The organism is Nocardia sp. 2TAF39 (genome assembly GCF_052114905.1).
In the GTDB taxonomy this organism is placed as follows: domain Bacteria; phylum Actinomycetota; class Actinomycetes; order Mycobacteriales; family Mycobacteriaceae; genus Nocardia.
On record NZ_JBFRFQ010000009.1, the window covers coordinates 68,986 to 81,890 of the forward strand.

14 protein-coding genes are annotated in these 12,905 nt (G+C 67.7%); 9 read left to right on the top strand and 5 right to left on the bottom strand.

All coding sequences use genetic code 11. From position 1 onward, the window contains the following. Nucleotides 1–171: 171 nt before the first annotated feature. Both AB4Z47_RS07605 and AB4Z47_RS07610 read right to left on the bottom strand, forming a co-directional pair. Nucleotides 172–1,299 carry an FAD-dependent monooxygenase gene (locus AB4Z47_RS07605; protein WP_441949030.1) on the bottom strand — a complete coding sequence of 376 codons (1,128 nt, stop codon included), beginning with the start codon at nt 1,297–1,299 and terminating at the stop codon, nt 172–174. A gap of 26 nt (nt 1,300–1,325) precedes the next feature. Beyond that, nucleotides 1,326–2,405, bottom strand: a complete 1,080-nt coding sequence (locus AB4Z47_RS07610; protein WP_441949032.1) for a methyltransferase — start codon at nt 2,403–2,405, stop codon at nt 1,326–1,328. 248 nt (nt 2,406–2,653) lie between these two features. Between AB4Z47_RS07610 and def the strand changes: the two genes are divergently transcribed. The 3 genes from def (at nt 2,654) to AB4Z47_RS07625 (ending at nt 5,891) form a co-directional block, all read left to right on the top strand. Continuing rightward, nucleotides 2,654–3,220, top strand: a complete 567-nt coding sequence (def, locus tag AB4Z47_RS07615; protein WP_441949034.1) for a peptide deformylase — start codon at nt 2,654–2,656, stop codon at nt 3,218–3,220. Then, on the top strand, nt 3,220–4,143 hold the full coding sequence (fmt, locus tag AB4Z47_RS07620) for a methionyl-tRNA formyltransferase (RefSeq protein WP_441949035.1): 924 nt from the start codon (nt 3,220–3,222) through the stop codon (nt 4,141–4,143). The genes def and fmt overlap by 1 nt, the downstream gene beginning before the upstream one ends. Nucleotides 4,144–4,325: 182 nt before the next feature. Beyond that, on the top strand, nt 4,326–5,891 hold the full coding sequence (locus AB4Z47_RS07625; protein WP_441949037.1) for an RsmB/NOP family class I SAM-dependent RNA methyltransferase: 1,566 nt from the start codon (nt 4,326–4,328) through the stop codon (nt 5,889–5,891). 96 nt (nt 5,892–5,987) lie between these two features. Here AB4Z47_RS07625 and AB4Z47_RS07630 read toward each other — a convergent pair whose 3' ends face one another. Beyond that, complete coding sequence (locus AB4Z47_RS07630) at nt 5,988–6,851, bottom strand: SigB/SigF/SigG family RNA polymerase sigma factor (protein ID WP_441949039.1); 864 nt, start codon at nt 6,849–6,851, stop codon at nt 5,988–5,990. After that, entirely contained in the window at nt 6,851–7,273 is a 423-nt protein-coding gene (locus tag AB4Z47_RS07635; RefSeq protein WP_441949040.1) for an ATP-binding protein, read from the bottom strand. The genes AB4Z47_RS07630 and AB4Z47_RS07635 overlap by 1 nt, the downstream gene beginning before the upstream one ends. A gap of 96 nt (nt 7,274–7,369) precedes the next feature. On the opposite strand from AB4Z47_RS07635, the gene rpe reads away from it, so the two are divergent. Further along, nucleotides 7,370–8,026 (top strand): ribulose-phosphate 3-epimerase, encoded by a 657-nt coding sequence (gene rpe, locus AB4Z47_RS07640; protein ID WP_441949157.1) that lies wholly within the window; start codon nt 7,370–7,372, stop codon nt 8,024–8,026. Between the two features lie 6 nt (nt 8,027–8,032). On the opposite strand, the gene AB4Z47_RS07645 is transcribed toward rpe, so the two are convergent. Further along, nucleotides 8,033–8,503 (bottom strand): hypothetical protein, encoded by a 471-nt coding sequence (locus AB4Z47_RS07645; RefSeq protein WP_441949042.1) that lies wholly within the window; start codon nt 8,501–8,503, stop codon nt 8,033–8,035. 559 nt (nt 8,504–9,062) lie between these two features. On the opposite strand from AB4Z47_RS07645, the gene AB4Z47_RS07650 reads away from it, so the two are divergent. The 5 genes from AB4Z47_RS07650 (at nt 9,063) to AB4Z47_RS07670 (ending at nt 12,857) form a co-directional block, all read left to right on the top strand. Next, on the top strand, nt 9,063–9,686 hold the full coding sequence (locus AB4Z47_RS07650) for a riboflavin synthase (protein ID WP_441949043.1): 624 nt from the start codon (nt 9,063–9,065) through the stop codon (nt 9,684–9,686). Between the two features lie 663 nt (nt 9,687–10,349). Beyond that, complete coding sequence (locus tag AB4Z47_RS07655; protein ID WP_441949044.1) at nt 10,350–11,594, top strand: bifunctional 3,4-dihydroxy-2-butanone-4-phosphate synthase/GTP cyclohydrolase II; 1,245 nt, start codon at nt 10,350–10,352, stop codon at nt 11,592–11,594. A gap of 27 nt (nt 11,595–11,621) precedes the next feature. After that, nucleotides 11,622–12,101, top strand: a complete 480-nt coding sequence (gene ribH / locus AB4Z47_RS07660) for a 6,7-dimethyl-8-ribityllumazine synthase (protein ID WP_441949046.1) — start codon at nt 11,622–11,624, stop codon at nt 12,099–12,101. 3 nt (nt 12,102–12,104) lie between these two features. Further along, entirely contained in the window at nt 12,105–12,605 is a 501-nt protein-coding gene (locus AB4Z47_RS07665; protein WP_441949047.1) for a PH domain-containing protein, read from the top strand. Between the two features lie 21 nt (nt 12,606–12,626). Continuing rightward, nucleotides 12,627–12,857 (top strand): hypothetical protein, encoded by a 231-nt coding sequence (locus AB4Z47_RS07670; RefSeq protein ID WP_441949049.1) that lies wholly within the window; start codon nt 12,627–12,629, stop codon nt 12,855–12,857. Nucleotides 12,858–12,905: the final 48 nt, after the last annotated feature.

A 12,905-nucleotide genomic window follows, 5' to 3' on the forward strand; every position in this document is an offset into this window, starting at 1 on the left:
GGATGTCGACCGACCCCATACTGAAAAGATCTCTTCCTCTACGGCCGTCCCCGACCGTGAGCAAAATTCGAGTCGCTCAGAGGTCGGGTCAGCCGATCTGATCGTCGGTGGCCCGACGGTTACCACCTCTACGGAAGCCGCGCGGGTCGCTTTCTACGCGGTCGGATGTGGTCACGCCGGCGCAGCCATCGATCGGTGGCATCGCTGCTGCACTTCGTCCGCTTCGGCGTGCCTGCCGGTGCGGCCGAGGTCGGCGATCCGGACGGAGGACTCGACTACCAGTCGGCATCGCTCCAGCCGCCGCTGTGTGAAGGCGACCAATGCCTTCTCGACGTCGGCCGCTGCGGCCAATTCCTCGGCGAGTAGAAGGCCGTCCTCGATGGCGAGAGCGGCGCCACTGACCAATTGCGGTGAGGGCGCGTGCGCGGCATCGCCGATGATCACGGTGCGGCCGCGGTGCCATGGGCCTTCGACCATGACCACCTCCACAGGCCGCCGCACGACGGACGCCGAATCGGTGATGAGGTCACGGACCTCGGCGACTCGCCCGCTGAACGGAGCCAGCAGCTCCCGCATCCCGTCGGCCAGGGTGTCCTCCGGTATCGGGGTAGGTTCCGCCTGGTTCTCGGTGAGGAAGACGTACGCTCGGTCGTCCGCGATCGGGACGAGCCCGGCGTTGTTTCCAGTGCCCGCGAAGGTGTGCAGTGATGTCGCCCAGCCCGGGCGAGGTACGAGAGCCCGCCACACCATCTGCCCGATGTACCGCGAACTGCTGGGAATGCCGAGCAGTGACCGCACCCGGGAATGGACCCCGTCGGCACCGACGACGACATCGGCGAAGCGCTCACTGCCGTCGCTGACGATGGCTTGGACCGTTTCTCCGTTGTCGTGCAGCCCGTCGATCGTGCGGCCGTAGCTGATCACGACTCCGGCTGCCAGCGCAGCCTCGCACAGGATGTCGTAAAGCGCCGGCCGACCGAGCCCGATCTGGCTGGGGCGCTGTGGACCGAGCAGCGGCGGCAAGGGGATGATGTTGCGCACTTCGCCGTTCGAGCCGCAGTTGCTGATTGCCGTGATTCCGTATCCGGCGGCGATGCACTCGTCGGCGAGGGCGAGCACATCGAGAGCTCGCAGACTCGGTCCGGTGAGGCTGAGGCCCCAGCCGGCGACGTTGCGGTCCGGATTGATATCGAGGACTTCGACGGTGGCGCCGCGTCGCGCGAGCGCGATCGCGAGGGTAAGTCCGCCGATGCCGGCGCCGATCAGCAGGGCCCGGCGAGGGGAAGACGACGAACTCACAGCAGCTCCAAACGCTGTTGACCTGGTCACTCAGCCTTGCGCGCTTCCAGGATGCTGTCGGGTGTGGCGGTGGGGGTTATGCGGACCAACTCGAATCCCGCGGCGGCGAGAAGCTCGCGGAATTCCCGTTCGGTACGTTCGCGACCACCGGCGCTGACCATCATCTCCAGATCGAGGAAATTGCCCCGGTGCGGCCGATTTCCTTCGGGAAGAACTATTTCCAGCAACAGCAGTCGTGCCGACCCGGTCATGGCACGGTGTACGGTGCGCAGGATCTTCTCCGCCGCACTATCGGCCCAGTCGTGCACGATGTGTTTGAGAACATAGGCGTCACCGCCCTCGGGAACTGTGTCGAAAAAGGAACCGGCGACGACGGTGCACCGGTCTGGTGCTTGCACGTCGGCAACGATTTCGGGCAGGTCGAAGAGAATGCCGCGGGTTTGGGGTGCTCGGGCGAGAATCTCGGCGAGCATCCTGCCACGACCACCGCCGACGTCGACGATCGTTCCGAATCGGTGGAACTGACCGGCGGCCAGCATCGGTTCCAGCATCAACTCCGAAATACTGGTCATGGCGCCGTCGAAGACGGCACCGAATTCACGGTCTTTGCGGACGTAATCGAAGAACGGAAGACCATCCATGCCCTCGGGAATCACCGCGGTTCCGGTGCGCACCGCATCGCTCAGGTATGACCAGTACTGGCGATGCTGGGGCGACCCGATGAACAGCGCGAAATTGCGCATGGACACTGGCGCGTTTCCGCGTAGGGGTTCGGCGAGCGGTGTCAGACCGTAGGTTCCGTCTGGGTGCTGGGTGAAGATGCCCTGGCTGATCAGCCAGCGAAGCAGTCGCCGCAGGTAGTCCGGATCGGCGTCGACGTCGGCCGCCAGATCTACGAGGTCGCGCGGGCCGGCGGCCAAGGCGTCGGCGATGCCGAGCTGAGCAGCAGCACAGACGGCCTGTGCCGTCGAGGCGGCGGCAATCATCTCGAACAGGGCTAGGGGCGGGGGCGCGAGCTTCCGGTTCAGTACTGTCAACGCGGCGCGAATCCGCTCGACGACCCGGATCACGGGCAGCGGTGGAACCTTGTTCTTGCTTGCAGCCATCGGTGTATTGTGCGGTACTCATCCGGTTTCGGCAGGTTGAAGGCACACTATGCCGCCATACTCCACCCGGACGCCGTGCTCTCGGTGGTGGCGCGCTGACGAGGTCGTTTCGGGCGGCCGGGCGGGGGCTCCTACACCCCGCCCGGACCGCATAGGAGTTCTACCAGCTTCTGCCCGGTGAATCGGGGATATCCGCGGCGTCTCACTAGAATGAGACGACCGTGTTCGTCCGCTTCCGGGAGCCAGCCGTGACCATTCAGCCCGTTCGCCTGTTCGGCGATCCCATCCTGCGTGCCCGCGCCACGGAGGTCACCGCGTTCGACCGCGACCTGCGACAGCTGGTGAACGACTTGACCGAGACCATGCACGACGACGGCGGAGTCGGCATGGCGGCGCCGCAGATCGGGGTCGGGCTGCGGGTGTTCGTCTACGACACCGGTGATGCCGCCGGACACCTGGTGAACCCGGAGTGGGAGGTCATCGGTGACGAGGAGCAGGTCGGTCCGGAGGGCTGCCTGTCGATACCCGGCGTGCGTTACGACACACGGCGCGCGCGGCGCGTGCGCGCGTCCGGTGTGGACTTGGACGGCGCGCCGGTCACGTGGCAGGCAGAGGGTCTGCTCGCACGGTGCGTGCAGCATGAGACCGATCACCTCGACGGCGTGCTGTTCATCGATCGCCTCGACCCGGCCGAGCGTAAGGAAGCGATGCGGACCATCCGCGAATCCGATTGGTTCTCCGCGGGGTTGACGGTGCGGCCCGCGCGGTCGATGAGTGGAACGGGCCAGCCCAACCCGTTCGGTATGGGCCGTTGATGCGCATCGTCTTCGCGGGGACACCCGATCCGGCAGTGCCGTCGCTGCGGCACTTCCTGGAATCGGGGCGCCACGAGGTGGTCGCGGTGGTCACCCGGCCGGATGCGGTGGCGGGGCGGGGTCGCAAGGTGACCAGGTCCCCGGTCGGCAGGCTGGCCGACGAGCACGGCATTCCGGTGCTCACGCCGCGGCGGCCATCCGAGCCCGAGTTCATTGCACAACTCACCGAATTGGCGCCGGACTGTTGCCCGGTTGTGGCCTACGGTGCGCTGTTGCCCCAGCCGGTGCTCGATATCCCCCGGTTCGGCTGGATCAACCTGCATTTCTCGCTGCTGCCCGCCTGGCGCGGGGCCGCGCCGGTGCAGGCGGCGATCGACGCTGGCGACGAGATCACGGGCGCGTCGACCTTCCAGATCGAGGTCGGACTCGACACCGGCCCGGTGTTCGGCATGGTAACCGAGAAGATCTCCGTTACCGACACCGCGGGTACGCTGCTGGAGCGTCTCGCCGACAGTGGCGCCCGGCTGCTCGAGGCAACCCTGGATGGTGTGGAAGACGGGTCGCTGCAAGCGGTTCCGCAGTCCAATGACGGCGTCTCCTACGCACCGAAGGTCGGTGTCGAGGCGGGGCACGTCCGGTGGGATCAGCCCGCGCTGGCCATCGGCAGACGTATACGCGCGGTCACTCCTGCGCCGGGGGCGTGGACCGAGGTCGACGGCACCCGACTCAAGCTCGGCCCGGTCGAGCTGGTCGAGGAGGTGTTGCCGGAACGGGCGATCGAGGTCCGCAAGACCGGCGTCTTCATCGGCACCGCGACCACCGCGGTGCGGCTGGATCAGGTTCAGCCGCAGGGCAAGCGCATGATGGCCGCCCTCGACTGGGCGCGTGGTGCGCGCCTGCGGCCTGGCGCGGTGGTCGAGTGAACCCGCGCGAAAACAGGCGTGGCGAAGACAGCCAACGCAGTGGGCGGCGCGGCGGTGAACGGGATGCCGCGGCGGAGCGTACGAATCGGTCCGGCGGCACCGGTCGGGCTCGCGCCAAGGGTGCGCAGCCGAGTGGCGCACAGCAGCGGAATTCGGCTGACAGCGGCGAACGTCCGAAGCGCGTGACGCAGAACCGGAACGGCACCGGGCAGTCGCGCGCCGCCGAGCAGCGTTCTCGGGGTGGCGGCCAGGGCGAGTCGGGCGGGCGCAGCCGTGACGAACGGCGTGCCTCCACAGGGCAGCGGGCGACGGCGGGTCGAGCAGATCGTGCCGCCGAGCAGCGCCCGGCGCGCGACACCGCGAAGCCGAAAACTGTTGCGCGTCAAGGCGCGCGGGGTGCCGACCGCTCTGGCCGGCACGTCGATCCGCCGCGGGCGGTCGCCAGGGACGTGCTGCGTGCGGTGCGCGAACGCGACGCCTACGCCAATCTCGTCCTGCCCGCTCTGCTGCGGGACCGCGGGTTGTCCGGGCGGGACGCGGCCTTGGCGACCGAGCTCGCCTATGGCACGTGCCGGTCGCTCGGACTGCTCGACGCGGTGATCGCGGAGGGCGCCGGCAGGCCGATCGAGGAGATCGACGGGCCGCTGCTGGACGTACTGCGGTTGGGTGTCTATCAGCTGCTGCGGACCAGGATCGGCGCGCACGCCGCGGTCGACACTTCGGTGGCCCTGACCCGCGCCGAATTCGGCACGGGCAAGGCCGGTTTCGTGAATGCGGTGCTGCGGCGGGCGGGGGAGCGGACCACCGAGCAATGGGTCGAGGCGCTCGCGCCCGCCGACCCCGTCGGCAGGTTGGCCTTCGAGTATGCGCACCCGGTGTGGATCGCGCAGGCGTTCGCCGACGCGCTCGGCGCGCGGGCGGGCGAGCTGCGCGAGGTGCTCGCCGCGGACGACGCCCGACCGCTCGTGCATCTGGTGGCCAGGCCAGGCGATATCACCGCGGAGGAACTCGCGCTGGTGACCGGTGGCGAGGAAGGCCGATGGTCGCCGTACGCGGTGTACTTGGAAGGCGGCGACCCCGGCAAGCTCGAGCCGGTGCGCGAGGGCATGGCAGCTGTACAGGACGAAGGCAGCCAGTTGGTCGCGCTCGCGCTCACGCGGGCCGCACTCGATGGCCGAGACAACGGCCGCTGGCTCGACCTGTGCGCGGGACCAGGCGGCAAGGCCGCACTGCTCGGGGCGATCGCCGCGATCGACGGCTTCCGGGTCGACGCGGTCGAGCCCGCCGAGCACCGCGCCGAACTGGTGCGCAAAACGGTGCGCGACCTTCCGGTCGACGTCCACGTCGCCGATGGCCGCGCCAGCGGACTGACCCGCGGCTACGATCGCATCCTGGTGGACGCCCCGTGCACCGGCCTGGGTGCGCTACGCCGCAGGCCGGAGGCGCGTTGGCGGCGGACCCCAGGCGATGTCCGTGAGCTGGTCGTGCTGCAGCGCGAACTACTTGCCGCCGCATGGGATCTGCTGCGCCCGGGTGGGGTCGTCGTGTACTCGACCTGTTCCCCGCATCTGGCCGAGACGGTGTCGATCGTCGCCGATGCCGTGCGTCGCCTGGGCGCAGAGCAGTTGGACGCCCGCGATCTGCTGCCCGGCGTCACCGACGTCGGCGACGGGCCGGGGGCGCAACTGTGGCCGCACCGGCACGGCACCGACGCGATGTTCTTGGCCGCGCTCCGCAAGCCGCGGTGAGTTCCATTCGTCCAAGCGTGGACGCTCTGAGATGGCCGAGGAAGAGGCGCTGCCGGCCTCGGGCGATCCCGCCTACTAGACCAGGGCTGAGCGCTGTCACTCTCGGCTGGACTGATCGCGCAGGCGGGCAAGGGTTTTCGCGAGGATGCGCGACACGTGCATCTGCGAGATCCCCATCTGCTGTGCGATCTGGGTTTGCGTCATCGATTCGAAGAACCGCATGGTGAGGATCCGGCGTTCCCGCTCGGGCAGTCCGGCCAGCAGCGGCCGGATCGCGACGTATTCCTCGACGCGGTCGAACTGGGACTCCTCCTCGCCGAGGGTGTCCAGCAGCGAGGCTTCGGTGTCGCGACCGAGCGTGGCCGCGTCGATCGAGCTCGGCTGGTAGGCGTTGCCGGCGATGACGGCCTGGGTCACCTCGTCCGGATCGACGTCCAGCTCCGCCGCGATCTCCTTCGCGGTCGGCGCGCGGCCGAGGCGTTGCGAGAGCGAGTCGATCGCCGCGCCGATGCGTAGGTGAGTTTCCTTGACCCGCCGCGGGACTCGCATCGCCCACGTATTGTCGCGGAAGTAGCGGCGGACCTCACCCATGATGGTCGGCACCGCGAAGGATAGGAAGTTCGATCCGCGCTCGACGTCGAAGCGGTCCACCGCGTGCACCAACCCCACCCTGGCCACCTGGGTGAGGTCGTCGAACGGTTCGCCGCGTCCGCTGAACTTGCGTGCGATGTGGTCGGCGAGCGGGATACAGCGGCTGATCAGTTCCGCGCGTAGTGCGGTGTGTCGCGCGGTGCCCGGCTCGCTGGTGGTGAGCTGCCCGAAGAGCAGTCCGACATCGTCGTAGCCAGGGACCGCACCCGCTGCTTCGAGGGTTTCGCTCTCTTCGGCGGCGTCCTCCGTGGTCAGCGTGTCGGCGTCGTCGTCTCGTTGGGATTCGGACACGGTTTCCTCGTCGGTCACTACGCCTTCCCCCGGAGCCGACGGAACTCGACCCTCGTCGGATACCCGGAAACCGTCGAATCGAACGAATCCTGTGTCGCGTCCACCGCGTCGGTGAGCGTGCGCAGCACATGCCAGCCGAAGCTGCGCTGGTCGGGCAGCCCCGGCTTCTCCGCGATCCCGTCGACCCGGACGAGTAGCTCGGTGTCACCGACGGTGAATCGGCAGTTCAGGCTGGTTTCCTGTGCCGCGACCGCGATCAGCGTCGAGCAGACCTCGTCGACGGCAAGCCGGATGTCGGCCACCTCGTCCAGCGTGAAATCGCTGAGTAGGACGAGAGTTTCGGCGAGCCCACGCACAATGGGCAGCTGTGTCACCGATGCGGCCACCCGGATCTCCACCGGGGTGCTGTAGAGCCCCTGTTCCGCCGAAATATTGATCACCCTATGCAGGCTACCCACTCCCGCGCCGGGCAACCCTGCCGACCGTTAGACTGCCGCGTTGTGTCCACCCCGACTTTCACGCGTCCGGCCGTCCCGATGATCGCCCCGTCCATCCTGTCCGCCGACTTCGCACACCTCGCGGACGAGGCGCGGGCCGTCAAGGGCGCCGACTGGCTGCATGTCGACGTGATGGACGCGCACTTCGTGCCGAATCTCACGATCGGTCTTCCCGTGGTCGAAAGCCTGCTGAAGGCGACCGACATCCCACTGGACTGCCACCTCATGATCGATGACCCGGGCCGCTGGGCGCCGCCGTACGCCGAGGCGGGCGCCTACAACGTGACCTTTCACGCGGAGGCGACCGACGATCCGATCGCGGTCGCGCGCGACATCCGCGCGGCGGGCGCCAAGGCCGGGCTCTCCGTGAAGCCCGATACGCCGATCGAACCGTATCTGGAGATCCTGCGCGAGTTCGACACACTGCTCGTGATGAGCGTGGAGCCGGGCTTCGGCGGGCAGTCGTTCATTTCGCACGTGCTGGAGAAGGCGCGCATCGTGCGCAACCTCGTCGACTCCGGCGAGCTGCGGTTGGTGGTCGAGATCGACGGCGGCATCAACGCCGACACCATCGAGGCCGCCGCGGCGGCGGGTGTCGATTGCTTCGTCGCCGGGTCCGCGGTCTACAACACCGCAGATCCCGCGGCGACCGTGCAGGCGCTGCGCAGTACGGCGGCCTCGGCGCGGACGCTCTGAAACTTCTTACACGACGCGAACTTTCCGCGTGCCGACTTCCCTCGTCGCCTCGATCACGGCGCTGAGCGGCGGCCGGGTCGCCGCAACCTCCGGTGGTCGGATCCAGGTGCGGTAGCCGGTGCGCTCGTCCTCCGGCGAGGGCAGCACGACCTGGCTGCCGGTACACGCGACCGTGGCATACAGCCGGAACAATTGGGCCGAGACGCCGGTGCCGAGCGTGTCGCGCCGGGCGGGCCCGGTGAGGAATGTCCAGAGCCGGGCGCGCGGATGTTCGACGACCGGACCGGCGATCCCGGCCTGGACCAGCCGCTGCTGCACTCGTTCGCCGAGATCGGCGGGCATCGTGATGGCGCCGTAATCGGTGCCGATATGCAACAGAATGCGGCGCGAGGTGGGATCGACCGCTGCGGGCAGATCGAATTCGCGGCGATACTGCGAGCAGCGGACTTCCAGCGCCGAATCGAGAAGGGCGGTCACACCGCGCCCCCAACTGTGTCGAACTTGATGTGGCCCACTGTAGTTTTCGGCTTTCTCGAGTTGTGGACATCCTGGGACGAACTTCCTGGGCGTGTACTGCGGCCCCGCGTTCAACCGCTCCGCATCGAACTGCTCTTGCGGGAAGTTGAACGGGAAGCATCAGATATATGACGATATCGCCTCTATTTCCGCCTGTGTGCTAATTCACGTTATAAGCGTGTTTCGGTGGGGTAGCACGCATGAATCGAACGTTACGCACCGGAGAAGAAATTGATCGGGCGGTAACGAAAATAGGCTTGAATAGGAATCTTCTTCTTGCGATCGGCGCTGATTTCGGCATGCGTGGGCAATTTTTGTTCCGCTTTCGATGGCGGGTGCTTGTTCGAGTGCGACTTGCTCGCCCTGCGGTCTGCTTCCGGTCTCCCCGGCAGGGCCGGGCTTCGATCGGCCAGGCCGCTGTCCGCTGGCGTCGTTAGGCTGAGGGGGCGGCGGGAATAGCGGCCGGGACCCGCGCTGTTCCGCAACCGGAAGACAACGACGCGACAGGGAGTCAGGGCACATGTTCACAGGCATCGTCGAGGAACTCGGCGAGATCGTCGCCAGCGAGCAGCTGGCCGACGCCGCGCGGCTGACGATCAAGGGCAAGCTGGTGACCTCCGATGCCGGACACGGTGATTCGATCGCCGTGAACGGGGTGTGCCTGACTGTCGTCGAGGTGGTCGGTGGCGAGTCTTTCACTGTCGACGTGATGGCGGAGACACTGAACCGCTCCAGCATCGGCAAGCTGGACGTCGGCTCGAAGGTGAATTTGGAGCGCGCCGCCGCGCTGAACAGCAGGCTCGGCGGCCACCTGGTGCAGGGCCACGTCGACGGCACCGGCACCGTGCTTTCGCGCACCCCGTCGGAGAACTGGGACGTGGTACGGATCTCCCTGCCCGAGAATGTCGCTCGCTACGTCGTGGAAAAGGGATCGATCACCGTCGACGGCATCTCACTCACGGTCGCCGGTCTCGGCGTCTCCGACGAGCCCACCGAGGAAGGAAGCCGCGACTGGTTCGAGGTCTCCCTGATCCCGACCACCCTGTCGCTGACCAACCTCGGCTTCGCCACCGTCGGCACCACCGTGAACCTGGAAGTGGACGTAATCGCCAAATACGTCGAACGCCTCCAACAACGCGGCTAGTCGTGTCCGATCCGCTCGGCCTCGTTCGCTCTGCGAGGGGGCGCGAACGTCTCGAGCCCTGTTCGTGGCCGGGCTCGTGTTCGACCGGAGTCGCGAGTCTCGTCCGGCCGGCTGCATGTCACGACGCGGCCCCGTACCTCGTTCGGCTCAGCACAGCCCACGCCACCTCAGAGCGCGACACCATCGGGAGACCGTTGCGGTCTCGCTTGTCGCGTACGAACGGCCTGTCGCGTACGAACGGCCCAAAAGTGGCCGCCCGATCAGCGAGTATCCGCCCCGGCCGCGGGCCGGGCCGCAGCACGGCCCGCGGTCTGCACGGTGTGCTCTGTCGGTACCACCACAGCGCGAGGCGATCGAGCGCCGTTCGCGGCCCGCTCGCGCCCGAAGCGCACGCGACGCAGTCGCGAGCCTCGCCCGTCCGCCCCAAAACAATGCCCGAACAGCCCAGTCACCGCACTCCCAGCCCCGCCGAGTGCGAGCCTCACGAGCGCCGTTCGCGGCCCGGCTCGTGTCCGAGTGGCGAAGCGCATGCGACGCAGTCGCGAGTCTCGCCCGCTCGGACACGAGCCAAGAGGGGGCCGCGAACACGCAAGCGCCGCAGGCGCTGCAAATTGAACACAGTACTGTGGTGAGGCACCTATTTCGAGATGGAGCACAGCAGACGTGACCAGGTTCGACAGCATCGAGCGCGCAGTCGCCGACATTGCCGCCGGTAAGGCGGTCGTCGTCGTTGATGACGAGGACCGCGAGAACGAGGGCGACCTCATCTTCGCGGCGGAGAAGGCCACCCCGGAGCTGGTCGCCTTCATGATCCGCTACACCTCGGGGTACATCTGCGTGCCGCTCACCGGTGACGACTGTGATCGCCTCGGGCTTCCGCCGATGTACGCGATGAACCAGGACAAGCACGGCACCGCTTACACCGTCTCGGTGGACGCGCGCGAGGGTGTCACCACCGGCATCTCGGGCGCCGACCGGGCCACCACCATGCGGCTGCTCGCCGACGCCGATGCGAAGGCCGACGACTTCACCAGGCCGGGCCACGTGGTGCCGTTGCGCGCCAAGGACGGTGGCGTTCTTCGTCGTCCCGGCCACACCGAGGCGGCCGTGGACCTCGCGAGGATGGCAGGACTGCGGCCCGCGGGTGTGATTTGCGAGATCGTCAGCCAGAAGGATGAGGGCCACATGGCCCGCACCGAGGAGTTGCGCGTTTTCGCCGACGAGCACGAGCTCGCGCTGATCTCCATCGCCGACATGATCGCGTGGCGGCGCAAGCACGAGAAGCATGTGGTGCGGGTCGCGGAGGCGCGTATTCCCACGTCGCACGGCGAGTTCATGGCTGTCGGCTACCAGAGCATCTACGACGAGGTCGAGCACGTCGCGCTGGTGCGCGGCGACATCAGCGACGGTGAGGACGTGCTGGTGCGCGTGCACTCGGAGTGCCTCACCGGCGATGTGTTCGGGTCGCTGCGCTGTGATTGCGGTCCGCAACTGGACGCCGCGCTGGAGATGGTCGCCGCCGAGGGCCGCGGCGTTGTGCTGTACATGCGCGGGCACGAAGGGCGCGGTATCGGCCTGATGCACAAGCTGCAGGCCTACCAGCTGCAGGATTCCGGCCACGACACGGTCGACGCGAATCTGGAGCTCGGCCTACCCGCAGATGCCCGCGACTACGGCACCGGCGCGCAGATTTTGGTGGACCTCGGTCTCCGCTCGATGCGTTTGCTCACCAACAACCCGGCCAAGCGCGTTGGTCTGGACGGCTATGGCCTGCGGATTACCGACCGGGTGCCGATGCCGTTGCGCGCCAACGCGGAGAACCTCCGTTACCTGCGAACAAAGCGTGACCGGATGGGCCACGACCTGATCGGGCTCGACGAGCTCGATCTCGGCGAGACGGCACACTGAACTCCCGGACCGGAAAGGCGGACATCGATGAGCGGTACCGGCGTACCGACTTTCGCGCTCGAGGATGCCAAGGACCTCACCTTGGGCATCGTCGCGTCGCGCTGGCACACCCAGATCTGCGACACGCTGCTCGCGAATGCGGAGCGGGTGGCCAAGGATGCCGGCGTCCACCGGATCACGGTGGTGCGCTGCGCGGGCGCGATGGAGCTGCCGGTGGTGGCTCAGGAGCTCGCCAAGGCGCACGACGCGGTGGTCGCGCTCGGTGTGGTGATCCGGGGTGATACACCGCATTTCGAGTACGTCTGCGATGCGGTGACCGCGGGGCTCACCCGGGTCTCGCTGGACGAGGGTACGCCCGTCGCGAACGGGGTGCTCACCACCAACAACGAGCGGCAGGCGCTGGATCGGGCCGGGCTGCCGGATTCGCACGAGAACAAGGGTGAGCAGGCGGCCGCCGCGGCGCTGGATGCCGCGCTGACGCTGCGGGCCCTGCGGCAGTCGGCGTAGCCGATGCCGGTCGTCCGTATCTTCCGCAGGAGCATCGGCTCACACGCGGCGGAAAGCGATTCGCCGGTCTGGGAGTTCGAGGTGCGTCCGCGGCGCGCGGTGCGGACGGCTTGGATTGTGGCGGTCCTGATCGCGGCAGGGTTCACCGCGGGTGGTGTCTGGTTGCGCAGTGGGTCGACCGGCGTGAATTTCCGCTTCGCCGACCAGGTCGCGATGATCGGGATCGGCCTGCTCGGTGCGGCGGCGGTGCTGCTGCTCACGAGGCCGAGGGTGCGGGTGGGGTCGCGCGGCGTGTCTGTGCGGAACATTTTGGGTGACAATGATTTCGGGTGGGACCACATCCGCGGCGTGTCGTTCCCGGATCGGAAGTCCTGGGCGCGCCTGGAGTTGGTCGATGACGACTACGTCCCGATGCTGGCGATTCGCTCCAATGACAAGGAGCATGCCGCGCAGGCGATGGCCCGGCTGCGCGAACTCGGCGCGAAATACTCCGGGAACGAGTGATCGGTACGCGCCCGGGCGCGGATGTTGTCCCCGCTGTTCCGTCCGCCGTACGAAGGTTTCGACGCTGAATCGGTCTCGCTGGCGCCGGGTGCGTGCATTCTGGCGGAGACTTTCGCCGACGATCCGCTGATGACCTACATCCGGCAGCGATCGGCGGCCGCGAAAGCCTCGCCGCTGTTCCGGGATTTGCGCACCGCGGCGTTTTACAGCACAAAAGGGGCTGGTCCAGCTGGCAAACCTATGGGGCTTTGACCATGTCCCACACGATAGAAGTCACCGCGCGGGCCATGGGTTCGGTGC

What these genes read in the sequence shown, in the direction of transcription:
- rpe (WP_441949157.1), top strand. Translation starts at nt 7,370, where the DNA reads ATGATCGCCCCGTCCATCCTGTCCGCCGACTTCGCACACCTCGCGGAC.
- fmt (WP_441949035.1), top strand. Translation starts at nt 3,220, where the DNA reads ATGCGCATCGTCTTCGCGGGGACACCCGATCCGGCAGTGCCGTCGCTG.
- ribH (WP_441949046.1), top strand. Translation starts at nt 11,622, where the DNA reads ATGAGCGGTACCGGCGTACCGACTTTCGCGCTCGAGGATGCCAAGGAC.
- AB4Z47_RS07665 (WP_441949047.1), top strand. Translation starts at nt 12,105, where the DNA reads ATGCCGGTCGTCCGTATCTTCCGCAGGAGCATCGGCTCACACGCGGCG.
- AB4Z47_RS07670 (WP_441949049.1), top strand. Translation starts at nt 12,627, where the DNA reads ATGTTGTCCCCGCTGTTCCGTCCGCCGTACGAAGGTTTCGACGCTGAA.
- AB4Z47_RS07650 (WP_441949043.1), top strand. Translation starts at nt 9,063, where the DNA reads ATGTTCACAGGCATCGTCGAGGAACTCGGCGAGATCGTCGCCAGCGAG.
- AB4Z47_RS07610 (WP_441949032.1), bottom strand. Translation starts at nt 2,405, where the DNA reads ATGGCTGCAAGCAAGAACAAGGTTCCACCGCTGCCCGTGATCCGGGTC.